Here is a 22,832-nt window from a genome sequence, read left to right as displayed (position 1 = left end):
ACCGGAGCCCACAGGCCCGAGCCAAATTGTTCCCAAACGCATTGCGTGACGGTGTGCTCCTCGATTATGAGTGAACCGTTGAAGCCGTGTTTTCGGGGAGGAAGACATGCGTATTTCGCGGGCTCGTGCCCGATTGTTCGCCGGGCTGATGGGAATGGCGGCCGTCGCCTGCGCCCTGCCCGCGCACGCGGAGGCCCAGGAGAAACCGGTCGGCGTCTACCTGCTGACGGTCACGCCCGATCATGGTTTCGCCGTCACGAAGAGGCTGCGCTGCCGTCCGGACGGAGGGACGCACCACGCCGCGTCCCGAGCCTGTGACCAGCTCGAAGCCGCCGACGGTGAGATAGGGCGCATCCCCGAGCAAACCGGGATGTGCACCCTGGAGATGGCGCCCGTCCGGATCAGCGCCGAGGGCACCTGGCGCGGGAGACCACGTCATTTCGCCCGCGACTACCCGAACCGGTGCCTCGCCGTACGCGATACCGGCGGAATACTGTTCCGGTAAAGTGCTCGCCTTCACCGGGCCGGACATTATGGTTGAATTCCAGCGTTCCGGAGGAATAGCTGGAATTCAGGAGCGGGTGACGGTCGACGGTTCCGGGACGGCCCTCGTCAACGACGAACCGATCACGCTCGGGCCGGGGGAGATGCGCGGGCTGCGCACCGCGCTGGCCCGCGTCGTCACCCTCTCGTCGTCGCCGGAGGGATGCGACGTCGCCGACCACTTCACCTACACGCTCACCTACCGGGGGCATCGGGCGACGCGGTGCCTCGTCCCGCCGGACTGGCGGGCCGCGGTCGAACGGCTGGAGGCCCTCGCCCGGCGGTGAACGCGCGGAACCGCGCGTCAGCGCCGCATGGCGGCCGCGCGGGTGTGCAGGTCCCGCATCGTGGCCTCCAGGGACGCGACCGGGCCGTCCACCCGGATGCCCGGCACGACCTCCCGGATCGGGAACGGCGTCACCGGGCCCGGTTCGACGCCCAACTCGGCCCGCCACGCGCCGAGCTGCGCGGACGAGTGCACGTAGACGATGCGGCCGAGCCCGACCCAGCCGTGCGCGGCCGAGCACATCGGGCAGTGCTCCCCGGACGTGAACACCGTCGCGGCGGCGCGTTCGTCCGGCGTCAGATGACCCGCCGACCAGCGCGCGACGGCGAACTCGGGGTGGCGGGTCTGGTCACCGTCCGCCGTGCGGTTGCGGTCCTCGAACACCCCCTCACCGGACGCGGACACCAGCACCGTCCCGAACGGCTCGTCGCCCGCCTCCAGCGCCTCGGCGGCGAGCGCGACACAGCGGTCGAGATGGACGAGTTCGGCGGCGGTCGGTTCATAGCCCATGAAAGGATCTTGTCACGTTCCGCGTCCCCCCGACGGCCAGGCTGCCACCGTGACGATCCCCGAGCACGACATCCCTGACGACGACGTCCCCGACGGCGTCCCCGAGCACGACCCCGCGCTCCATCTCGCCCGCGACCACACGATCCTGTCGGTCGTGTCCGGGTCGCGGGCGTACGGTCTCGCGACGGGCGACAGCGACGTCGACCGGCGCGGCGTCTACGCGGCCCCGGCGCCGCTGTTCTGGCGTTTCGCGAAACCGCCCACCCACCTCGACGGTCCGCTGCCCGAGCAGTTCTCGTGGGAGCTGGAACGGTTCTGCGCGCTGGCCCTGGCCGCGAACCCGACCGTCCTGGAGTGCCTGTGGTCGCCGATCGTCGAGAAGATCACCCCCGAGGGCGAGGAACTGCTGGCCCTCCGGTCGGCGTTCCTGTCGCGGCACGCGCACCGCACGTTCCTCCGGTACGCGCAGGCCCAGTTCCGCAAGCTGGAGGGCGATCTGCGCAACGGCGGCGCGCCGCGCTGGAAGCACGTCATGCACATGCTGCGGCTCCTGGTCAGCGGCCTGCACCTCGTCCGGCACGGGGAGCCGCGCGTGGACGTCGGCGGCCTGCGCGACCGGCTCCTCGCCGTCCGCCGCGGGGACGTCGGCTGGGACGAGATCGAGGCGTGGCGCGCCGAGCTGACCGCCGACCTCGACGCCGCCGTGGCCCACAGCCCCCTGCCCCCCGAACCCGACCGGGCCGCGGTCGAGGACCTGCTGATCTCCATCCGGCGAAGGAGCGTGGACCGGTGACCCGTCCCGTGGACCTCCCCGACGGCATGCTGGACCGCCTCGCCGCCGACCACCCCCATCCCCGCGCGTTCGTCACCGTCAGCGGCGCGCACCTGTACGGCTTCCCGTCGAAGGACTCCGACGTCGACCTGCGCGGCGTCCACCTGCTGCCGCTGGAGGAGATCGTCGGCCTGGAGACCGGCGACGAGACCGTCACCCTCATGTGGGACCACGCGGGCGTGGAGGCCGACGCCGTCACCCACGACCTCGCCAAGTTCTGCGCGCTGCTCCTGCGACGCAACGGCTACGTCCTGGAACAGCTCATGTCGCCGCTCGTCGTCGCCACGTCACCGGTGCACGAGGAGTTGAAGGCGCTGGTCCCGGGGCTGGTGACCTCCAACCACGCGCATCACTACCTCGGGTTCGCGCGCAGCCAGTGGACGCTGTTCGAGAGGACCAACGAGCTGAAGCCGCTGCTCTACACGTTCCGGGTGCTGCTGACCGGCGTCCACCTGATGCGGACCGGCGAGATCGAGGCCGACCTGACGCGGCTCATCGGCTCCTCGGACGGGAAGGCCCCGCCCTACCTGCCGGAGCTGATCGAGGCGAAGCGGGCCGCCGAGCACGGCGCGCTGCCCACGGACGCGCCCGCACCGTCCCGGCTTCACGCCGACGTCTTCGCGCTCACCGCCCGCCTCGTGACGGAACGCGACCGTAGTGACCTGCCGGTAGACCCAGCGAATCGCCGTGCCGTACACGACTTGGTGGTTCGCACGCGCCTAGGCTGAACCCTGCGGCACCTCCCCTCCGTGCCACGGATCGTACGAAAGACGTTCTGACCGGCGACCACCGCGCCACCGGTGATCGCCGAGCCGAGGAAGGGGAGCGATGCGCGACCAGGGCATCGAGCAGAAGGACTCACGTGGGGACGCCGCACCTGACGACGCCGCGACCAAGGACACCGCGAACAGGAACACCGCGAACAGGAACACCGCGACCAGCGACACCGCGATCGAGGACATCGCGCCCGAGGACATCGCGGAGGCGAGGCTGCGAACCCGCCGGGGCGTGTTCCGGGCCGTCGCGTTCCGCGATCCGGTCGACGGGCACGAGCACATGGCCCTGGTCCGCGGGGACGTCCGGGGCCGGGAGCGCGTGCTCGTGCGGATGCACTCCGAGTGCATGACCGGCGACATCTTCGGCGCCACGCGCTGCGAGTGCGGGGACCAACTCGACACGGCCCTGGACGCGATCGCCCGGGAGGGCGCCGGGGTCCTGGTCTACCTGCGCGGGCACGAGGGACGCGGGATCGGGCTGGTCGCGAAGGTCCGCACCCACATCCTCCAGGACGACCAGGGCCTGGACACCGTCGACTCCGCCACCGCCATCGGCCTGCCGGTGGACGTGCGCGACTACGGCCCGGCCGCCCGCGTCCTGCGGCATCTCGCGGTCCGGTCGGTGCGGCTGCTGTCGAACAACCCGGTCAAGGTCGACGCGCTGGAGTCGTACGGCGTGCCCGTCGCGTCCCGGGTGCCGCTGCTCGTCCCGGTCAGCGACGACAACGTCCGCTACCTCACCGCGAAACGCGACCGGCTCGGCCACGACCTGCCGCAGCTCGACGAACTCGACGAACTCGGGCAACTCGACGAACTCGGCGGGCTCGGCGACGCGCAGGTCGGCGAGGTCCACGGATGACGCGCCCGATGACCGCGCCCGGCCCGGTCGGGGTCGGGTGGCGTGCCGCCGCGCCGCCGTCCCGGAGCGGGCCGCGGGTCGGCAGGGGCGTGGAGCTGGCGATCGCGTCGGCCGCGCAGGTCGTGCTGCTGGTGGTGGTCCGTCCCGGCCTCGCGGGCCTGGCCGTGGGCGTCGGCTACGCGCTGGCGGCGTGGGCCGTCCTGAGCGTGGCGTTCCGCCGCCGCCGGGCGCTGGCCCCGGCCGACCATGTGACGCTGACCCGGGTCGTGCTCACCGGCGGTGTGACGGCCCTCGTCACGGCGCATCTCCTCGGCGGCGGGCACACCTGGACGCTCGTCGCGGTCGCGTCGACGGCGCTCGTCCTCGACGGGGTGGACGGGCGCGTCGCCCGCCGCACCGGAACGGCGTCGCGGTTCGGCGCCCGGTTCGACATGGAGGTGGACGCGTTCCTCGTCCTGGTACTGAGCGTGCACGTCGCCTGGACGGCGGGGGCGTGGGTACTGACGATCGGGGCGATGCGGTACGTGTTCGGCGCGGCGGCCCGGGTGGCGCCGTGGCTGCGCGCGGACCTGCGGCCGAGCCTGGCCCGCAAGGCCGTCGCGGTGGTGCAGGGCGTGACGCTCGTCGCGGCCGCGTCGGGCGTCGTCCCGTACGCGGAGGCGCTGGTGGCGGCGGCGCTCGCGCTGCTGCTGTGGTCCTTCGGGCGGGACGTGGCGTGGTTGTCCAGGCGGGCGTGGTCGTTCAAGCGGGGGAGGAGCACCGATGGAGCGGGACGCCCGAGCGTTCTGGATCCGGTCGCCCGGTGACGGCGAGATCCGCGACGAGGTCCTGCCGGAACCGGGGGACGGTGAGGTCCTCGTCCGGACGCTCCACACCGGGGTGAGCCGGGGCACGGAGGCGCTCGTCTTCCGCGGCGGCGTCCCGCCGAACCAGCACGCGGTGATGCGGGCGCCGTTCCAGGACGGCACGTTCCCCGGCCCCGTCAAGTACGGGTATCTGAACGTCGGCGTCGTCGAGCACGGCCCGTCCGGGCTGCTCGGCCGCCCGGTGTTCTGCCTGTACCCGCACCAGACCCGGTACGTCGTCCCGGCGAGCGCGGTCAGCCCCGTTCCCGACGACGTGCCACCGGAACGCGCCGTCCTCGCCGGGACGGTGGAGACCGCCGTGAACGCGCTGTGGGACGCCGCGCCGCTCGTCGGCGACCGGATCGCCGTCGTCGGCGCCGGAATGGTGGGCTGCGCGGTCGCCGGAGTCCTCGCCGGGCTCCCGGGAGGCCGCGTCCAGCTCGTCGACACCGACCCGTCCCGCGCGAACGTCGCGCGGGCGTTCGGCGTCGAGTTCGCGTTCCCCGAGGAGGCCGACGGCGACTGCGACCTGGTCGTCCACGCCAGCGCCACCGAGACGGGCCTGGCCCGCTCGCTGGAACTGCTCGCGCCGGACGGGGAGGTCGTCGAGCTGAGCTGGTACGGCGACCGGCGCGTCGCCGTCCCCCTCGGGGAGTTCTTCCACTCGCGGCGGCTGACCATCCGCGGCAGCCAGGTCGGCATGGTGGCGCCCGCCCGCCGGTCCCGCCGCCGCTTCGCCGACCGGCTGGCACTGGCGCTGCGCCTGCTCGCGAACCCCGCGTTCGACACGCTGATCACGGGGGAGAGCCGTTTCGCGGACCTGCCGGAGGTCATGCCGCGACTGGCGAGCGGTGAACTTCCCGCGCTCTGCCACCGAATCACCTATTGACGCTCCGACCCGACACCCCAGCCTGACATCCCGACCCGACACCCCGACCGACCGACGGGAGCATCCACTTTGTTCGCGATCACCGTTCGCGACCATGTCATGATCGCGCACAGTTTCCGCGGCGAGGTCTTCGGACCGGCGCAGCGGCTGCACGGCGCCACCTACGTCGTGGACGCGACGTTCCGCCGCGCCGACCTCGACCCGGACGGCATCGTCGTCGACATCGGCCTCGCCACCCGCGAACTCGGCGAGGTCCTCGGCGCGCTGAACTACCGCAACCTGGACGACGAGCCCGACTTCGCCGGGATCAACACCTCCACGGAGTTCCTCGCCAAGGTCGTCGCCGACCGGCTCGCCGACCGGGTCCACGCGGGCGCGCTCGGCGAGCACGCCCGCGGCCTCGACGGCATCGCGGTGACGCTCCACGAGTCGCACGTCGCGTGGGCGAGTTACGAGCGCGCGCTATGACCGTGCAGGAGGTCTGCGTCGTCGTCCCCGGCGACATCGACGACGCCGGGGCGCCGAGCGGCGGGAACCACTACGACCGCCGGCTGTGCGAGGAGTTGGCCGCGTCGGGGCGCCCGGTCCGGGAGCTGGCGGTGCCGGGGGCGTGGCCACGTCCGGGCGCCGCCGCCCGCGCCGGGCTCGCCCGGATGCTGGCCGCGCTGCCCGCCGAGTCCGTCGTCCTGCTGGACGGCCTCGTGGCGTGCGGCGTCCCCGAGATCGTCGTGCCGGAGACACGGCGGCTGCGGATCGCCGTGCTCGTCCACCTGCCCCTCGCCGACGAACCCGGGCAGGCCGATCTGAACGCGGCCGAACGCGACATGCTGGAGGCGGCCGGGGCCGTCGTCGCGACCAGCCCGTGGGCCAGGGACCACCTCATCGCCCACCACGGCCTCGACCCGTCCCGCGTCCACGCCGTCACCCCCGGCACCGACCCCGCGCCGCTCGCGACCGGCACCGACGGCGCCACCCGCCTGCTGTGCGTCGCGTCTGTGACGCCGCGCAAGGGTCACGACGTCCTCGTCGAGGCGCTCGCCGCCGTCGCGCACCTGCCGTGGCACTGCGAATGCGTCGGACCGCTGCGCCGGGACCCCGACCATGTGACCCGGCTGCGCCGCCTCATCGCCCGGCACCGCGTCGGCGACCGCGTCCACCTGGAGGGGCCGCTCACCGGCAAACGGCTCGACGACGCCTACGCCGCCGCCGACCTCGCCGTCCTCACCTCCCGCGCCGAGACGTACGGGATGGTCGTCACGGAGGCCCTCGCCCGGGGCGTGCCCGTCCTCGCGACGTCGGTGGACGGCGTCCCCGGCACCCTCGGCCAGGACCCGACCGGGGCCGTGCCCGGGATGCTCGTCCCGCCCGACGACCCCGCCGCGCTCGCGGCGGCGCTGCGCCGCTGGCTCACCGAGCCGGACCTGCGCGACCGCCTGCGCGCCGCCGCCCGCCGCCGCCGCGGCACCCTTCCCGGCTGGGACGACACCGCCCGCCGCATGGCCACCGTCCTTTCCCGGCTCCGCAGGGGGACCCGATGATCACGCATGGCGCCGCGGCGACCGGGGAACCGGCCCCCCGCGAGGAGACACCGGGTTTCGACCCCGCGTGGCTGGCGCTCCGCGAACCCGCCGACGCCGCCGCACGCGACGCCGACCTGCTCGAACCGCTCCGCGCCGCGCTCCCACCGGCCGGGCCCCTGACCATCTGGGACCTCGGCTGCGGCACCGGCTCCATGGGGCGCTGGCTGTCCGGACGGCTGCGCGGGCCCCAGCACTGGGTCCTGTACGACACCGATCCCCGGCTCCTCGACGCGGCACGCGGCGACGGCTGGACCAGCGCCGACGGCGAACCCGCCACGGTCGAAACCCGCAAGGGCGACATCGGGTCGCTGCGCGCGGCCGATCTCGTTGGCGCGTCGCTCGTCACCGCGTCCGCGCTGCTGGACGTGCTCACCGCCGCCGAGGTCGAGGCGATCGCCGCCGCGGCGGCCTGCCCGGCGCTGCTGACCCTGTCGGTCGTCGGACGCGTCCGGCTGATCCCGTCCGACCCGCTCGACGCAGACCTCGCGGCCGCCTTCGACGCGCACCAGCGCCGCGACGGCCTCCTCGGACCGGCCGCCGCAGGCGCCGCCGCCGACGCGTTCGCCCGGCGCGGCGCCACCGTCCTGACCCGGCCGAGCCCCTGGCGGCTCGGCCCCGGACACGGTGAGTTGATCACCGCGTGGCTGCGCGGCTGGGTCGCCGCCGCCGTCGAACAGCGCCCCGACCTCGCGCCCGCCGCGGACGCCCACCTGCGCCGCCGCCTCGACGCCTGCGCCGCGGGCGGCCTCGCCGTCGAGGTGCACCACGTCGACCTGCTCGCCGTCCCCGGGGGGGCGAGGTGACGAGGCCTGGTCGGCGGCTCTGGCCGTGGCTGCGCCTGCTCATCGGGCTCGGTATCCTCGCCACGCTCCTGTGGTGGCACAGCACCGCCGCGTTCGTGGACGCCCTCCGCGCCGTCGACGCCCCCGCCATCGCCGCCGCCCTCGCCGTCGGGCTGGTGACGACCCTGCTCAGCGCGGCCCGCTGGCGCCTCGTCGCCCGCCGCCTCGGCCTGCGCCTGCCCCTCGCCGACGCCGTCACCGACTACTACCGGGCGCAGTTCCTCAACGCGGTCCTGCCCGCCGGGATCCTCGGGGACGTCCACCGCGCCGTGAGCCACGGGCGGCAGTCGGGCGCCGGCGGCGTACGGGCCGTGTTCCTCGAACGGGTCGTCGGACAGGTCGTGCCGGTCATGGTGGGCGTCGTCGTCCTGTTCACCCAGCCCGCCGTCCTGGCGGCGATGACACCGGCGCTGCTCACGCTCACGGTCGTCCTGGGCGTCCTGCTCCTCCTGGCCCGCCGGTACCACCGCGCGCTCGCGGCGACGTTCGCCGACGTCCGGGCCGTCCTGGACGCCTTGCCCGCCATCACCGCCCTGTCCCTGACGGCCCTCGCCGGGCACCTCTCCCTGTTCGTGCTCGCCGCCCGCCTCGCCGGCTCCACCGCGCCGCTCCACCGGCTGCTGCCGCTCCTGCTGCTGGCGCTCCTCGTCATGATCCTGCCGGTGAACGTCGGCGGGTGGGGGCCCCGCGAGGCGGTGCTCACCGTCGCGTTCGGCGCCGCGGGCCTCGGCTCAGCGCAGGGCCTCACCGTCTCCGTCCTGTACGGGGTGCTGACCTTCGTCGCGTGCCTGCCCGGCGCCGCCGCCCTGCTGCTGAAGCGCCGCGAGGCACCCCCCGAACGACGCGACGAGGCTCGCCAGAGCGTCCCGGCCCTTGCCGGCGCGGGCCAGTGACGGCCGCCCGATGACCCCGGACCCGGTGTAGGCGGCCATCCCCGCGGTCAGCAGGAACCGCCGGTCATCGGCCAGATGGTCGGCGGTCCGGTACCCGTCCCGCACCAGCTCCGGGTGGGCGTGCAGCAGGATCGACGTCTCCAGCTCCCCGGCGTGCATGTCGCGGTCGCCGGACGTCTCCATCCCGGCGGCGCGCCTCGCGTCCTCCCAGTCGTCCAGCCCGGGGAACAGGGCCATGTTCCCGGCCGCCTCCTGCACCACGTTCCCCAGCACGTAGTTGCCGCCGTGCCCGTTCACCAGCACGAGCTTCGGCACCCCCGCCCGCGCGAGCGAATCGGCGACGTCCCGCACCACCGCGTGCAGGGTCGCCGCCGAGACGCTCACCGTCCCCGGCCAGGCCGCGTGCTCATGCGAGCACGAGATCGTCACGGGCGGGAGCGTCCGCACCGGATACGTCTTCGCGATCTCCCGCGCGATCGTGCAGGCGATCACCGTGTCCGTCGCCAGCGGCAGGAACGGGCCGTGTTGCTCGTGGCTCCCGATCGGCAGGACCGCCACGGGCACGTCCGGTGTCTCGGGACTCGTGTGCGTCGGCAGCATGCCCCCAACCCTGCCGCACCCGCTCCACCAGCGAAACCAGCGCCATCGCCGCGACCAGCAGCACGGCGGCGACGATCCCGTCCACCCAGTAGTGGTTCGCCGTCACCACCACCACGAACACCGTGATCGGCGCGTGCGTCGCGATGACCCACCGCCACCGGCTCCGCGACACCCGCAGCACCGCGACCGCCACCAGGATCGCCCACCCGATGTGCAGCGACGGCATCGCCGCGTACTGGTTCGCGATCCCGTCGGCCTCCGCCGGATACGCCGACGGCCCCACGGTCAGCATCGTGTCCACCGCGCCGATGCCCGCCAGGCGCGGCGGCGCCAACGGGAACAGCGTGTGCACGACCAGCCCCGCCGCCGTCAACGCCACCAGTTCGTTCCGCACCCTGCCGTAGGACGACCGGTGGCGCACGTAAAGCCAGACCAGCAGCAGGGCCGTTCCCGGAAAGTGCACGCCCACGTAGTACACGTTCGCGAGGAACGCCGTGTGATCCCACCCGAGCGCCCACTGCTGGAAATCCACCTCGTTCGGCAACCACGACCGCTCGAACCGCCACAGCCGCGCCGCGTTCTCCATCGCCGCGCCGGAACCGTGCTCGACCAGCGTCCGCCCCCACTTGTAGAAGGCGAACAGGACCAGCAGGAGCCCCATCTCGGTGACCAACGGCCGTATCGCGCGCCCCCGCATCGCCACGCTCGCCATGTCCCCTCCCGTGCCCGTCATCGTCGTCCAATCACAACCCTTACGTCCGACATTCCGGGAGGCACTGGGCCCAGCCACCCAACCCGGGGAGGGCAGGCCCATCACCGAAGGTGGAGCTAGCCCCACCCCCGATGCCCGGAGCAAGCCCGTGCCAACCGTCCCAAAGTGGCCCATCAACCGGGAATAGCCCCACTAGGTTTGTTGATCATGTCGCAGTGGAGCAGGCGAACGCAGACGGTTTTATGGGTCGCCGCGGTCGCGATCAGTGTGGCTCCGGACACGGCGGGTTGGGTCACCTCGTTGTTCAGCTCGTCGTCCGGTTCCTACCTGTACGGCAGTGGCATCAGCATCGGCAGTTGTGAAGGCTTCGAGCAGTGGACGATGCACATCGCGTTGCAGCCGTGGTATCGCCGCCTCATCGACATGCCGTACCTGATCGTCATCCCGGCGTTCTTGATCTGGATGGTGACCAGATGGCGTGCCGTCGGATGGGTGGCCGCGGGAACCCTGGGGCCGGTGATGGCCTGTGAACTGGTGCTCCTCGGTTACGACGTGGCACGGTCGGACGGCGCGTGCGCCGACCTGTGGCTGAGTCCCTTCATCGGCATGCAGATCACCGGATGGACATACGGCCTGGCGCCCGTGCTCCTGATCCTGGCTTCCACCTATCGCCCGGGCCGCCGCGCGATCCGGACGGTCGCGGCGACCACGGTCATCACCCTCATCTTGGGAGTCGCCGGTGACATGCCACGACCCAGGACCGTGCTGGCGACCCCCGACGACTGCCGGCAAGCGATACGCGCGCCCCAGATCGACCTTGAGGCACTGAGGTCGGAGGTCGGTAACCTCTCCGCGCACCAGCGAAGGCTCGCCTTCATCTGCTCGTCGCGAGCTTTTCCCGGCGGGCATTTCGTGCCGGGCGGGTCGCCGTCCGACGCCGTCCTCCTCAACGTTGGACGGCGCGCCTGCCAGGGGGACGAGCAACCACCGGATCGTGAACTCGCCCGCCTGGGCGTACGCTCGCCGTCCCTCGATCAGCTCGTGTATCTGTGCCCGGAAAAAGTGATCCCGCAACTGCGAAAACTGGAACAAGAGAGAGCCCAGAGGGACGCGGAGTATCGACGTGAGCAAGCGAAGGCGAAGGCCTACTGCAAACGGAACCTCCCCAAGGGACCGCGCCCGGTCAGGCAGGTGACCGAGCTCGGCCACGGCGGCGAGAGCGGTAGCTACTTCATCGGCACCGGGGACGACGGCCCTTCCTTCGACAAGGTTATCGACGACGGCTTGATAGCGGCCGTGGGCGGGACGGTCACCGTCCTCACCGGCACCGAAGGAAACCTGTGCCTGACCGTCCGGGTCTACCGGAAGGCGCCGCCGCTCACTCTCAAGGGCTGGGAGAAGGTCGTCGAAGTCGGCTTCGACAGCCCGGACGGCAAGACCACGGTCGGCTCGTATTCGGGTGAGACGGACCTGCCGCCCCTCACCGCGTCCGGCCCGGGACCGTACCGGCTGCGTCTCCACGTGCGCGGCCACGGCGCCCCCGAGGCCTTCTTCCCGGAAATGCCCGCCGAACATCACCTGATCGTCGTCTACCCCGGCAAATCCAAGAAACGCAAAGACCACAAGTAGCAGGTGAACCGAGTAGGCGCATGAGCGCTGTGAGCAGCACGTTGACGCTTGGAACGCTCTATGCGAATGAGAGAGGAATGGAACGTTCCGGACCGGGATTCCGGACCCGCGTTTCCCGTAGCAAGATCTTGCCACCCGGCCTTGCGCTGATCTTCATTCGGCTAGCATGAGCGCCATACGAAAGACGGGGGCAAATGTTTCTCCCGGCTTTGTGCTTCTTCGTGAAAGGGAAGAATTCATGCGCACAGCCGTTTCTCTGGCAGCCGCGATGGGGGTCGGGGCCGCTGTTCTGACGGCCGGAATTCCGGCCGCCTCCGCCGCGGCCGCGGGGCCGCACTGCGACCCGCACAACGTCGCCAAGATCCAGTCGAAGAAGACCTACCGGAAGGTCAGCGAGACCGTCACGCTGTACAACCGGACGAAGGACACCGTCAAGCGCGAGGTGAAATTCGAGGAGACCAGGAAGACGAAGTGGAGCGTCTCCGGCGGCGTCGAGGGCAGCCTGAAGGCCTGGATCTTCGCGGAGATCAAGGTGCACGTCAACGCCGGGCTCGACAAGGAGTCCACGGTCACCCGGGGATACAAGGACACCATCAAGATCCGCCCGCGCTACAAGCTGACCGCCCAGCAGGGGTGGGAGATGCAGCAGGCGAAGGGATACGTCTACCACGTCTACAGCAACTGCAAAACGCAGAACAGGGGCGGTTTCACCTTGAACGCGCCCTACAACAAGTACGTCTCGTACAAGACCACCAAGCTGTAGCGGTGTGATCCGCTCGGGCGGGTAGGACGATCGCAAGATCGTCCTACCCGCCCGAGGGGCGCTCTCAGGTGTGCCAGTGGCCGACCAGTTCGGCGTAGAGGGAACTGTGCCGCATCAGGGCGTCGTGCGAGCCGATGACGGGGGTGGGGCCGTCGAGGAGCAGGATGAGGTCGGCGCGTTCGGCGGAGCTGATCCGGTGCGCGATGACGACCAAGGTGCCGCCACGGTCGGCGAGGGCCTGTTCGGCGCGCGCCTCCGCGGCCGGATCGAGATGGCTGGTGGCCTCGTCCAGGATGGTGATCGGGGCGGGGGACAGGTAGGCGCGCGCCAGCGTGACGAGTTGACGTTCGCCGTGGGAGAGGGTGCCGCCGCCGGGTGGGATCTCGGCGTCGTGCCCGCCGAGACGGTCGACGGTCTCGGCCAGCCCGACGGCCTCCACGGCGCGGTCGAGCTGCTCGGCGGTGGCCCGGGGGCACAGGTAGACGAGGTTGTCGCGCAGCGTCCCGGCGAAGACGTAACTCTCCTGCGGGACGAGGGTGACGGCCGACCGCAGCCACGCCGGATCGAGATCGGGCACCGGAACCCCGCCGAGCGTGACGGTGCCCTTCTGCGGGCGGAGCAGGCCGGTGAGCAGGTTCGCGAGCGTCGACTTCCCGGTGCCGCTCGGACCGACGACGGCCAGATGGGTGCCTTCCGGGATGTACAGGGACACGTCCGTGAGAACCGGTTCGGCGCCCGGGGCGTAGGCGAACGTGAGGTGGTCGGTCTCGACGTCGAACGAACCCGGGGCGGCGGCCGGCGCGGCGACCGGCGGCGGGGCCGGGACGGCGCACACCTCGGCGAGCCGGCCGAGCATCACCGCGAGACTGAGCAGCAGGGTTCCGCCGGTGTCGACGAGGACGATGATGCCCGGCTGGAGGCCCGTCACGAGGTAGACCGCCCCACCCGCGACCTCCCCGGTGGTGAGGCCGTGCCGCGCGGTCAGATAGGGCGACAGGGCGAGGAGCGCGAGCAGCGGCAGATGCACGCCCAGGCCCAGCACCGGCAACCGGACCAGGCGGGTGCGGGCGTAGGCGCGCAGCGCCCCCGCCTGGGCGTCGACGGCTTCCCCGACCGTGCGGGCCGCGCGGTCCTCGGCGGCGCAGGCGGCGACGTCCCGGACGCCGTGCACGATCACGGCGGCGGTCTCGCCGATGCGCTCCGCCTCCCGGACGACGGCCCGGTAACGCCGCACCTGCATTCCGAGGAACGCGGCGAACACCGTCAGAGCCAGGCCCACCGACCCACAGGCGACCAGGGCCAGCGGAGGAGAGAGCACCGTCAGGCCGACCAGCGCGGCGACGCCCGCCGACAACAGTTGCCGGACGTTGCGCAGCGCCGTCCCCAGCAGCGCCCGGACGGCCTCGGCCTGCTCGGTCACCTGGGACGCGCCCGCGCCCGCCGCGTCCGGCGACCGGTCGGAGATCCGGTGCAGGGCGGCGGTGACGACCTCCCGGACGAGCGAGTCGCGCATCGGCTCGACGGTCGCGGCGAGCCACGGGTAGATCCGGCCGGTGCCCACCGCCCCGGCGACGTACAGGACCGCGAGGGCGCCCAGCCACGCCAGGCCGGTGAGCGGCCGGTCGGCGAGGAACCCGTGGTCGATGGCCCGCGCCAGCAGCAGCCCGGACGCGAGCGCGGGCAGCGACTCCAGCGCCGACCAGGCGGCGAGGCGGCGCAGCGCGGACCCCCGCCCGCGCAGGTGGCGGCGCAGCAGCCGGACGGCGGGCGGCGCGGCGATCATGAGGCCGCCGGACCCGAGCCGAACACGGCCCGATAGTCGGGGTCGTGCCACAGCTCCGCGTGCGGGGCCAGGGCCCGCACCCGGCCCCCGTCGAGCCAGGCGACGAGGTCGGCGCGGGCGGCCGTCGCGGGACGGCGGGCCACCACCAGGCTCGTGCGGCCGGCCAGGATCCTGCGCAGCGCCCGCGTCACCTTCGCCTCCGTGGCGGTGTCGAGGCTGCTGGTGGCGTCGTCGAGCACGACGATCCGCGCGTCGGTGAGCGCGGCGCGGGCCAGCCCGAGGCGTTGCAGCTCACCGCCGGACATCGGGGCGTCGGCGAGAAGGGTGTCGTATCCGTTCGGCAGCGCCCGGACGAAGGCGTCGGCGGCGGCGATGTCGGCGGCGCGGCGCACCTCGGCGCGCGTCGCGTCCGGACGGGCGTAGGCGATCGTGTCGTGCACGGTGGCTCCGAGCAGCGCGGGACGTTCGAAGGCGTAGGCGACGGCGCGGCGCAGCGCCGGAAGCGGCACCGCGGCGACGGGAACGCCGTCGATCTCCACGGCGCCCTCGTCGGGGTCGATCAGCCGCCCGATCGTCGACACCAGCACGGTCTTGCCCGACCCGGAGGCCCCGGCGACCGCGACGGCCGCGCCGGGCGGCACGTCCAGGTCGAGACCGTCCAGGACGGCGCGCCCCCCGGCGTGGACGGTGACCCCGCGGAGGACGAGCCGTCCGGGGCCGTCCGGCAGCCGCACCGGCCGTTCGGGAGGCCGGACCGCCGGGGCGGTCGTGAGGATCTCGTCGACGCGCCCGGCGCCGACCTGGCAGTTGAGCAGCGCCACGACGGTGTCGAACAGGGACGCCGACGCGACGGCCATCGCCACGTACGACGCGCTCGCCACGAGCTGACCGGTGGTGATGTCGCCGGTGGCCAGGCGCAGCCCCGCGACACCGATCACGATGACCTGCACGAGCGGCGCGAGCATCGCCAGCCGGCGGCTCACCCGGCCCTGGACCCGCCACGTCTCCAGGCCCGCCCGGCGCAGCTCGGGCAGCGGCCCCAGGATGCGGTGGACCTCGGTGCCCGCGGTGCCGCTCGCCCGGATCGTCCGGATGCCCTGGCGGGCGTCGAGCAGCCGCGTCACGATCGCCGCCTGGCACCGCTGGTAACGCGCGAACGGCTCGGTGGCCTTGACGACGAAGACCCGCAACGCCACGACGACCGGCGGCACGCCCAACGCGAACACGACGGCGAGCCACCAGTCGATCAGGGCCAGCGCGGTCACCGCGCCCACGGCGGTGAGCAGCGCCGCCGCCGCCGACAGCAGCAGGACGGGAAAGGCCGCCGGGGCGGAGGCGCTCTCGGTCAGCCGGGCCAGCACGTCCCCGGTGGGGAACCGCCGCTGGCCCTGCGCGCCGAGGGTCAGCACCCGGTCGACCAGCCGGTGCCGCAGCCAGGCGGTGATGTCGCTGCCGCAGTAGGAGCCGAGCACGTCCTCCAACGTGTCGGCCAGCGTGGCCACGGCGAGGACGACCGCCAGCCGTGCCGCGGCCGCGCCGACGCCCGCGTCGGCCCGGACCGCGTCGATCGCCGAGGCGAGCATGACCGGGACGAGCAGCGTCGCGCCGACACGGGTCGCGGTGAGGGCGGCCAGCAGGGTCACCTTCAGCCGGATGTGGCGCACCGCCTCCCACAGCCGGCGGCGGCCCGCGGCGCGCAACGCGGCGGTGGCGCCCGGCGATCCGAAGGGGACGGCGGCGCCCGCGGGCTCGGGGGTGTCCGGGGGCTCGGCGGGCGGGGTGGAGCGCGTCGAAGTCCGGGCCACCCTTGTCCGCTCCATCCGCTTTCAGCAGGAATCAACTACAGTCGATGACATGGGTCCGGTCACGGACCGGCTTGCGCCGGTCCGTGACCGGGGTTCTGCGGCCGGAACGTTCAGGGGTTCCTAGGTCCGCATGGGTCGCACGGCATCACGCGCAGGAGATGCCGATGCAGATGGTGTTCAGCAGCGTGAGCAGGCCGATGCACTCGCACGTGCCACCCAGCTGGATCCCGTCGATCTCGACCGGGTCGGTCTCGGGCAGCTCCTGGAGAGCGGCCACGATGTCACCGTCGAAAGCGTTCATGTTTGTCACCTCCTTTCCTGGTCGTGGGCTGCGGTCCATTCCGGGTGAGACAGAAACGGACCACGGCTTTGCGCAGGACGGGAGGCCACACCTGGACGACGCCGTGATGGTCGTCGTCCACCTCCAGGTAGTCGAAGTCGACTCCCTCTGTCCTGCCGAGTTCGATGAGGCGCCGCTTCAGCGCCCTGGACTGGCCCACCGGGACGACCTCGTCCCGGGAGCCGTGCACGAGCAGCAGCGGCGCGGTGAGCGCCGCGCACTCGTGAAGGACGTCGCGTCCGGACTCCCGCCCGCCGGGCGCGTCGCAGCGGCTCAGCCGGGACACGCGCTCCCCGACATGCCGCGGGACGGCGCCGTGCAGGGCGGACGCCGACGTGAAGGGCGCCAGCGCGACGCATCCCGACCACAGCTCCGGTTCCCGGCACGCCGCCAGCAGCGCGAGGAACGCGCCGTAACTGCCGCCGAGCACCGTCGGCCGGGGCAGCCCGGCACGGTCGCGTTCGGCCGCGACCGCGCGGGCCAGGTGGACGACGTCGTCCAGGTCGGGGCCGCCCCAGTCGCCGATGACCGGGCGCAGATGCCCGTCCCCGTAACCGGTGCTGCCGCGGTAGTTGGGCGCGGCCACGGCGATGCCCGCCGCCGCGAGGTGCTGGAACAGCGGCTCGAACTCGAACCGCCACGCCGCGAGCGGACCGCCGTGCAGGGCCAGCACCAGGCGAGGGCACAGACGCCAGTCCGCGCCGCCGTAGACGATCGTCTCGATGGGGCCCGCCGGACCCGGCAGCTCCACCAGCTCGGCGTCCTCCCAGCGGCCGGGCTCGCTCCGATGCCCGCTGGCGTACCGGACGTCCGGAGCCGGTGAGCCGGGCTCGGCCACCGTCGCCAGGGTCGCCAGTGTCGGCGGCCGGTTCGGTGCCGCGAACCGCAGGTGGATCCGGCCGTCGTCCGCCCAGTGGACGGGCGGCCACAGCATCCCCGGCGGGGCCTGGACAGGCGTGAGAAGGTCCCGCGCCGGGTCGTACACGGCGAGCCGCGCGGTGGCGCCGTGGATCTCCCGGACGAGCAGGCCGTGGCCGCCCGCGTCGAAGGTCAACGGTGTCCGGGGGCGGGTCGACCGGTTGAGGGTCTCGGGGAACCGCACGGTCCCGTCGCCGGGGAGCCGCAGGCCGATCTGCTCCGCGCCCGGCTGCTGGACGCCCGGCGCGGTGGTCGTGACCGCGAGGGCGCCCGTCCGGGTGCTGTAGGCGACGATCCGGTCGGTCGTGGTCTCCGACACCGACCAGACGCGCCGCCAGGACCGTTCGGCGAGGTCGACGAGGATGCCGTTCGTGCGGCGCCCGACCTCGGTGTGGTCGAAGGCGAGGGAGCGTCCGCCGTCCATCCAGATGCCGCCCGCCAGCACGCCGGGGATCCGCAGGACCGGCTCCGGGCGCGGCGACGCTTCGGTGAGCCGCCAGATCCGGGAGTGCCCGTCGCCCTCCACGGCCACCAGCAGGACGATCCGCTCCGGGCCCGCCACGAGGAACCCGGTCAGCATCGACGGAACGTGCCATGAACGGGTGACGCGCAGACCGGTGTCGGCCGGTTCCGCGGCGAGCACCGTCCCGTGCCCGGCGGGCTCCCCGTGGTCGCCGGTCGAGGCCCGCACGAGCAGGACACGGCCGTCGTCGAGCGGCAGCGCGCCGCAGCGGCGGTCGACGGGCGTCCCGGGGTCGGCGGAGTTCAGGACGCGCCGGGTCGGCACCGCGGGAGCGAGGTCCCACCGTTCGACCGTGACGTCCTCCTCGACGGCGCTCAGACAGGCGGCCCAGCGGCCGTCACCGGAGAAGGCGAACCCGAACCGGGTCGGAATGGGCGGCGGTTCCGTCGCTTTGAGCGGCGTGATGACGGCGGTCATGAGGCCTGTCCCGAACCGATCGGCGCGGCCACCGGAACGGTGGCCGACGCGTCCACGGGATCGGCGGTCCACAGCCGGGACGCGCCGTGCCGCAGCCGGAGCAGGAAGGCCAGGACGCCGCTGAGACCGTCGCCCCAGGTCACCGAGACCTGCCCGAACTCGTCGGGGAACACGACCGTCTCGTCGCGGTGCGCCCGCGCGGACAGGAGGATCTCGGCGAACCGCCAGGCCGCGTCGGTGTGGTGGTCGTCGCCGGTCTGCGCGGCCATGTCGAGCAGGAAGTCGCCGTTGCCCGCCAGCCCGTGGCACTGCCCCAGGGGCGCCCGCCACCGGTTCTCCACCACGGCCCGGGCGGACCGTTCCGCGGCCCGGACGAAGCGCGCGTCGCCCGTAAGGGCGCCGAGCCGCAGGAGGAATCCGCCGATCCCCGCGGCGCCGTGGCACCAGTACGGCGCCGTGGGCGCGTCGCCCGGGCCCGCCCCCCAACTCGCCGACCGGTCGGTGCCGGTCGCCTCTTCCAGAAGGTTCTCCGCGACGGCGACGGCCAGCGCCCGGTAGTCGTCGCCGCCGGTCACCCGCGCGCAGGCGGTGAGGAACTGGCCGACCCCGGCGACGCCGTGCGCGAACCCGTGGTACCGCCGCCCGGCGAGCTTGGACTCGTGCTGCGCCGGGGTGCTCCAGGAGAGCTTGCCGGACACCTTCTCGACGCTCGCGACCAGCGCGTCGGCGGCCGCGACGGCACGCTCGCCGTACCGTTCGTGGCCGGTGCGCGCCCACAGGTGCAGGGCGGTCAGGCCGAGACCGGACGTCCCGTGCGTGATGTCGGGACCGGGAAGCGAGGCCGGGAACCGGTCGGCCACCGCCAGCGCTCCGTCGACGAGTTCGCGGTCGTCCAGCGCCAGGCCCGCGTCGAGGACCGCCCACACGGCCCCGGCCGAGCCGAAGTACAGCCCGGCCTTACGGTTCGTGCCGCCGTCCAGCCGCGCCAGGATCCACCGGGCGGCCCGCGCGATCGTCTCCGGCAGGCGCGGATCGGTGGTGAGCTCGTGACATCGGACCAGGGCGCCCAGGACTCCCGCGGCGCCGTGCTGGAGGCTGCACGGGTCGGGCGCCCCGTGGACGCAGGAGGCGGGCCAGAGGGTCTGCGGGTTGTCGGGGGTCATGGTGGTGAGCAGGTGCTCGACGATCCCGCCGATCGCCTCGTCGCACAGCTCCCGCACCTTGTGCGGGACGCTTTCCGTCGACGCGTCGTCGGCGTCGTCGGCGCCGCCGGTCGGGGTGGGGAAGGTCAGCCGGGACAGCGCCGTCCGTGCCCGTTCCAGGCTCCACCGGTCGGCGGGGTCGTCGGCCATCAGTCCCAGCACCAGCGCCGGGAGGTCGGCCGGGTGGTCCAGGTCCCGGATGCGGGCGGTGAGCCATTCCGACAACCGCTCGGTGACGGGCCGGGGCTCGGGGCGCTCGTCCAGCAGGAACGGCGGCGCCCCGCTGATCAGATGGCAGAGCGTCGCGCCGAGGGCGAAGCGGTCGGCGGCGGGGTCGGGCCGCGCGCCGTCCATCTGCTCGGGCGCCGAGTAGCCGAGGGTGCCCGACCGCAGCGGCCCCGGGTCGGTGGCGTCGGGGGTCACCGCCAGCTCCAGGTCGATCAGGACGGGCACACCGTCCGGACGGACCATGATGTTGTTCGGGTTGAAGTCGCGCAGGACGACTCCGGCGTCGTGCGCCTTGCCCATCAGCTCGGTCAGCCGCCCGGCCATCTCCAGCGCCCTGGCCAGGTGCGGGCCCCAGCCGAGCTCGCCGATGACGTCCGCCGTCCACTGCCGCAGCGACGTCCCCGGGATCATCTCCTCGGCCAGGAACAGGTGGCCGCTCTGGGTGAACAGGGTGACCGGGCGGGGCGCGATGCCCAGGTGCTCGATCGCCTCCAGCGCGCGGGCCTCGGCGCGGAGCCGGTCACGGGTGTCCCTGCCCTGCTCGTCGGCGGCCACATGGGGCCGCGCCTCCTTGATCACGATCGGCCGGCCGTCGGTGGTGTCGGTGGCGCGGTACACGCCGCCCTTGTTGGTGTGGCGGATCGCCTCCCGGACCGCGAAACGCGTGCCGATCAGAACCTCGTTCCGCCCGTCACCGCCGTTGCCGCCCCCGTTCGCGCCGCCGTTCTTTCCATGATCGGGAAATGGACAGACCGCCCAGGGCGGCGGCGTGTACTTGCCGACGCGCTTGTCCTCGACCGGATTGCCGTCCGGGTCGAGGATCATCCAGGCGTAGAAGCCGTCATTGGTGATCCGGCGTTCTTCGACGAACGCGCCGTAACGATAATGAACCAGACTTCCGGGAGCGTAAGGACGATCGGACAAAATGCGCGGACCGGGCAATCCGGTCGTCGCGGCGTCCAGTTCCGCGGCGAGCCGGACGGCCTCGTCGTCGCTCACCGGATAGACCGTCAGGAATTTTCCGGAATGGCCGCGGGAGGTGTTGCGCGCGTTGAGCGCGGCGACATGATCGTGGGTGGCGGCGAACTTGAACGTCGAGTCGGCGGCCAGCAACACCTCGAGCGAGCGGGCGAGGACGTCCTCCGCGGACGCGGGCGTGGCCGACACGTGGAGCTTCCATCCCTGTGCCGGACAGTGGCCGCCGTTGGGTGTGACGTGACACCACATGGCGCTGCGGACGGTCGTCCAGCGCGCCGGCCCGGACCCGGCGGCGAGCGCCCGGTCGAGGACGTCGAGGAGCCGGGTGTCCCCGGACTCCGCCGCCGCGGCTCCACCGAAGACGCTGATATTGAAATCCGCCATGGGTTTTTCGCTCTCTTCCCGGGCCGCCTGCCGCCGCCGTTCCCGTACCCCGGCCGGCAGTGCTGCCCGGCTTATTGATCAAAGATTGGAATGATCAGGAATTGCTTCTGACGAACGAGGACACGGTAACCACGGACCGCCGTCGATCGCCAGACGCTATTCCCTCCCAGCATGCACTGTGCCGGTATAGAAGTCTTACTGACGCGCCTGGAGCGCCTGAGGTCCCTGTGCGGGGAGTGACTACTCGCGCCGCTAAATGTCGATAATTGAGCGGATTTGTCCGCTTGATGCGTCACTAACACGGAGGTTGACCTTGCTTATTCAGATACGAATCAGTTTCGGTCCGAGTCATGGCCAATGGCTGCCATCCCCGCCACTGGCGGTTCGCCGCCCACCTCTGCTATGAGGCGCCCGTCACGCGGGGGCGTTCGCGGCCCGGCCGTCGATGGCGTCCGGGGCCAGGACGCGGTCGAGGACCATCGCGGCGCAGCCGGTCAGACCCGCCGGTTCGCCCAGGCGGCTGGGTTCGACGCGCAGATCGCGGGTGGCGAGGGCGGTGGAACGCCGGTAGACGACCTCGCGCACGCCCGCGATGAGGGGCTCGTCCGCGCCGACCAGGTCGCCGCCGAGGACGACGACGGCGGGGTTGAGCAGGTTGACCGCGGTGGCCACGACCTCGCCGATCCGGCGTCCGGCCTCGCGGAGGAGGGCGACGGTGGCCGCGTCGCCCGAGCGGGCCAGCGCGGCCAGCCCGGCGAGATCGTCGGCGGGGGAGCGGGCGAGGAGGGCGGCGCCGCCCGCGACGGCCTCGACGCAGCCGGTGTTGCCGCAGCGGCAGGGCACGCCGTCAGCGGCGGGGATCGGGACGTGGCCGAGCTCGCCCGCGGCGCCGAGGGCGCCGCGCTGGATGCGGCCGCCGCATATCAGGCCCGCGCCGATGCCGGTGGAGACCTTGACGAAGAGCAGATCGTCCACGCCGGGATGCGCCTGGTGCTCGCCGAGCGCGGCGACGTTCACCTCGTTGTCGAGGTGGGCGGGGACGCCGAAGCGGCCGGTGATCGGGGGACCGATCTCCGTGGTGTTCCAGCGTCCGGCCGCGTGCTCGACGGCGTCGGGGACACCGAGACCGACGCCGCGGACGGTGGAGGCGTCCACGCCGGACGCGTCGAGGAGGGACGACCACGCGTCCAGCAGGCGGGGTAGGAACGCCTCGGTGGACGTCTCGGTGGACGTCTCGGCCGGGGGGCCGTCGACGCGCGCCAGGATCTTCCCGGCGAGGTCGCAGACGGCGAGCTGGCCGCGGGACTGGCCGAGGTTCGCGACGAGGACGGCGCCCCCGGCGGCGTTGAACTCCAGGCGGGCCGGCGGGCGACCCCCGGTGGACGGCCCGTCGGCGCGTTCGACGACGAGCCCCCGGGCGACGAGGTCGGCGACGCGGGAGGCGACGGCCGGACGGGACAGGCCGGTGACGCGGCCCAGCTCGGCGCGGGTGGCGACCCCGTGCTCCCGGATCAGGCGGAGCATGTCGCCGCTCGTGGACGGGCGGGAGACGGCACGCGGCATCCGGCCAGTCAAGCACGCACCCCTTCGGTGGGTCCAGTTGGTGCAAGCGCCAGACTTTTGTTAGCCGAACTTCATAAGTCCGCTTGTTCGACTTACGTATCTCTCGCTAGCGTGAAGAGCCGGAGATCCCCT

At 72.9% G+C, this 22,832-nt stretch carries 20 protein-coding genes and 2 pseudogenes; 13 read left to right on the top strand and 9 right to left on the bottom strand.

All coding sequences use genetic code 11. The annotated features are described in order from the left end of the window. The first annotated feature begins 106 nt into the window (after positions 1 to 106). Positions 107 to 505: an SSI family serine proteinase inhibitor gene (locus D0T12_RS25870; RefSeq protein WP_117402394.1), complete on the top strand. Its 399-nt coding sequence runs from the start codon at positions 107 to 109 to the stop codon at positions 503 to 505. 76 nt (positions 506 to 581) lie between these two features. Beyond that, on the top strand, positions 582 to 830 hold the full coding sequence (locus D0T12_RS25865) for a hypothetical protein (RefSeq protein WP_117402392.1): 249 nt from the start codon (positions 582 to 584) through the stop codon (positions 828 to 830). Positions 831 to 847: 17 nt separating this feature from the next. Here D0T12_RS25865 and D0T12_RS25860 read toward each other — a convergent pair whose 3' ends face one another. Then, positions 848 to 1,339 carry a nucleoside deaminase gene (locus tag D0T12_RS25860; protein ID WP_117402390.1) on the bottom strand — a complete coding sequence of 164 codons (492 nt, stop codon included), beginning with the start codon at positions 1,337 to 1,339 and terminating at the stop codon, positions 848 to 850. A gap of 49 nt (positions 1,340 to 1,388) precedes the next feature. Here D0T12_RS25860 and D0T12_RS25855 point away from each other — a divergent pair, with 49 nt between their 5' ends. The 9 genes and pseudogenes from D0T12_RS25855 to D0T12_RS36740 all read left to right on the top strand — a co-directional run. After that, entirely contained in the window at positions 1,389 to 2,132 is a 744-nt protein-coding gene (locus D0T12_RS25855; protein WP_233526289.1) for a nucleotidyltransferase domain-containing protein, read from the top strand. Then, on the top strand, positions 2,129 to 2,899 hold the full coding sequence (locus D0T12_RS25850; RefSeq protein WP_233526288.1) for a nucleotidyltransferase domain-containing protein: 771 nt from the start codon (positions 2,129 to 2,131) through the stop codon (positions 2,897 to 2,899). Before D0T12_RS25855 ends, D0T12_RS25850 begins: the two co-directional genes overlap by 4 nt. A 100-nt stretch (positions 2,900 to 2,999) precedes the next feature. Continuing rightward, positions 3,000 to 3,806 (top strand): GTP cyclohydrolase II, encoded by an 807-nt coding sequence (gene ribA, locus D0T12_RS25845; protein ID WP_117402385.1) that lies wholly within the window; start codon positions 3,000 to 3,002, stop codon positions 3,804 to 3,806. Further along, positions 3,803 to 4,612 carry a CDP-alcohol phosphatidyltransferase family protein gene (locus D0T12_RS25840; RefSeq protein WP_233526287.1) on the top strand — a complete coding sequence of 270 codons (810 nt, stop codon included), beginning with the start codon at positions 3,803 to 3,805 and terminating at the stop codon, positions 4,610 to 4,612. The genes ribA and D0T12_RS25840 overlap by 4 nt, the downstream gene beginning before the upstream one ends. Next, entirely contained in the window at positions 4,569 to 5,540 is a 972-nt protein-coding gene (locus D0T12_RS25835) for a zinc-dependent alcohol dehydrogenase (RefSeq protein WP_117402381.1), read from the top strand. The genes D0T12_RS25840 and D0T12_RS25835 overlap by 44 nt, the downstream gene beginning before the upstream one ends. 69 nt (positions 5,541 to 5,609) lie before the next feature. Continuing rightward, positions 5,610 to 6,008: a 6-pyruvoyl trahydropterin synthase family protein gene (locus D0T12_RS25830; RefSeq protein ID WP_117402379.1), complete on the top strand. Its 399-nt coding sequence runs from the start codon at positions 5,610 to 5,612 to the stop codon at positions 6,006 to 6,008. Continuing rightward, on the top strand, positions 6,005 to 7,078 hold the full coding sequence (locus D0T12_RS25825) for a glycosyltransferase family 4 protein (protein ID WP_117402377.1): 1,074 nt from the start codon (positions 6,005 to 6,007) through the stop codon (positions 7,076 to 7,078). The genes D0T12_RS25830 and D0T12_RS25825 overlap by 4 nt, the downstream gene beginning before the upstream one ends. After that, positions 7,075 to 7,923 carry a class I SAM-dependent methyltransferase gene (locus D0T12_RS25820; RefSeq protein ID WP_117402375.1) on the top strand — a complete coding sequence of 283 codons (849 nt, stop codon included), beginning with the start codon at positions 7,075 to 7,077 and terminating at the stop codon, positions 7,921 to 7,923. Before D0T12_RS25825 ends, D0T12_RS25820 begins: the two co-directional genes overlap by 4 nt. Beyond that, positions 7,920 to 8,690: pseudogene (locus D0T12_RS36740) on the top strand (lysylphosphatidylglycerol synthase domain-containing protein); the annotation flags it as partial. The gene D0T12_RS25820 and the pseudogene D0T12_RS36740, both read left to right, overlap by 4 nt. Before the next feature lie 3 nt (positions 8,691 to 8,693). On the opposite strand, the gene D0T12_RS25810 reads toward D0T12_RS36740, so the two are convergent. After that, complete coding sequence (locus D0T12_RS25810; protein WP_117402373.1) at positions 8,694 to 9,455, bottom strand: creatininase family protein; 762 nt, start codon at positions 9,453 to 9,455, stop codon at positions 8,694 to 8,696. 49 nt (positions 9,456 to 9,504) lie between these two features. Further along, positions 9,505 to 10,041 (bottom strand): annotated as a pseudogene (locus D0T12_RS36735) (phosphatase PAP2 family protein); the annotation flags it as partial. Between the two features lie 333 nt (positions 10,042 to 10,374). On the opposite strand from D0T12_RS36735, the gene D0T12_RS25800 reads away from it, so the two are divergent. Together D0T12_RS25800 and D0T12_RS25795 are read left to right on the top strand one after the other, a co-directional pair. Further along, positions 10,375 to 11,796, top strand: a complete 1,422-nt coding sequence (locus D0T12_RS25800) for a hypothetical protein (RefSeq protein ID WP_147339632.1) — start codon at positions 10,375 to 10,377, stop codon at positions 11,794 to 11,796. 238 nt (positions 11,797 to 12,034) lie between these two features. Then, positions 12,035 to 12,559, top strand: coding sequence for a hypothetical protein (locus tag D0T12_RS25795; RefSeq protein WP_147339631.1), 525 nt, complete (start codon positions 12,035 to 12,037; stop codon positions 12,557 to 12,559). 64 nt (positions 12,560 to 12,623) lie between these two features. On the opposite strand, the gene D0T12_RS25790 is transcribed toward D0T12_RS25795, so the two are convergent. The 6 genes from D0T12_RS25790 to D0T12_RS25770 all read right to left on the bottom strand — a co-directional run bounded on the left by D0T12_RS25790 (position 12,624) and on the right by D0T12_RS25770 (position 22,700). Beyond that, positions 12,624 to 14,342: an ABC transporter ATP-binding protein gene (locus tag D0T12_RS25790; RefSeq protein ID WP_117402367.1), complete on the bottom strand. Its 1,719-nt coding sequence runs from the start codon at positions 14,340 to 14,342 to the stop codon at positions 12,624 to 12,626. Beyond that, positions 14,339 to 16,147, bottom strand: a complete 1,809-nt coding sequence (locus tag D0T12_RS25785) for an ABC transporter ATP-binding protein (RefSeq protein WP_158581634.1) — start codon at positions 16,145 to 16,147, stop codon at positions 14,339 to 14,341. Before D0T12_RS25785 ends, D0T12_RS25790 begins: the two co-directional genes overlap by 4 nt. A 145-nt stretch (positions 16,148 to 16,292) precedes the next feature. Next, a complete protein-coding gene (locus D0T12_RS35995) occupies positions 16,293 to 16,448 on the bottom strand; it encodes a VenA family class IV lanthipeptide (RefSeq protein WP_199487696.1) in 156 nt (51 codons plus the stop codon). Then, positions 16,429 to 18,345, bottom strand: coding sequence for an alpha/beta hydrolase family protein (locus D0T12_RS25780; RefSeq protein WP_117402363.1), 1,917 nt, complete (start codon positions 18,343 to 18,345; stop codon positions 16,429 to 16,431). Before D0T12_RS25780 ends, D0T12_RS35995 begins: the two co-directional genes overlap by 20 nt. Further along, the gene (gene lanL, locus D0T12_RS25775) at positions 18,342 to 21,137 is read right to left on the bottom strand and encodes a class IV lanthionine synthetase LanL (RefSeq protein WP_117402361.1); all 2,796 of its coding nucleotides are present in this window, start codon (positions 21,135 to 21,137) and stop codon (positions 18,342 to 18,344) included. The genes D0T12_RS25780 and lanL overlap by 4 nt, the downstream gene beginning before the upstream one ends. Positions 21,138 to 21,551: 414 nt before the next feature. After that, positions 21,552 to 22,700, bottom strand: a complete 1,149-nt coding sequence (locus tag D0T12_RS25770) for an ROK family transcriptional regulator (protein WP_117402359.1) — start codon at positions 22,698 to 22,700, stop codon at positions 21,552 to 21,554. Positions 22,701 to 22,832 lie beyond the last annotated feature (132 nt).

This window comes from Actinomadura spongiicola (genome assembly GCF_003432485.1).
GTDB lineage: Bacteria > Actinomycetota > Actinomycetes > Streptosporangiales > Streptosporangiaceae > Spirillospora > Spirillospora spongiicola.
The sequence above is the reverse complement of the archived record's forward strand: the minus strand, read 5'-3'. Positions and strand labels throughout refer to the sequence as shown.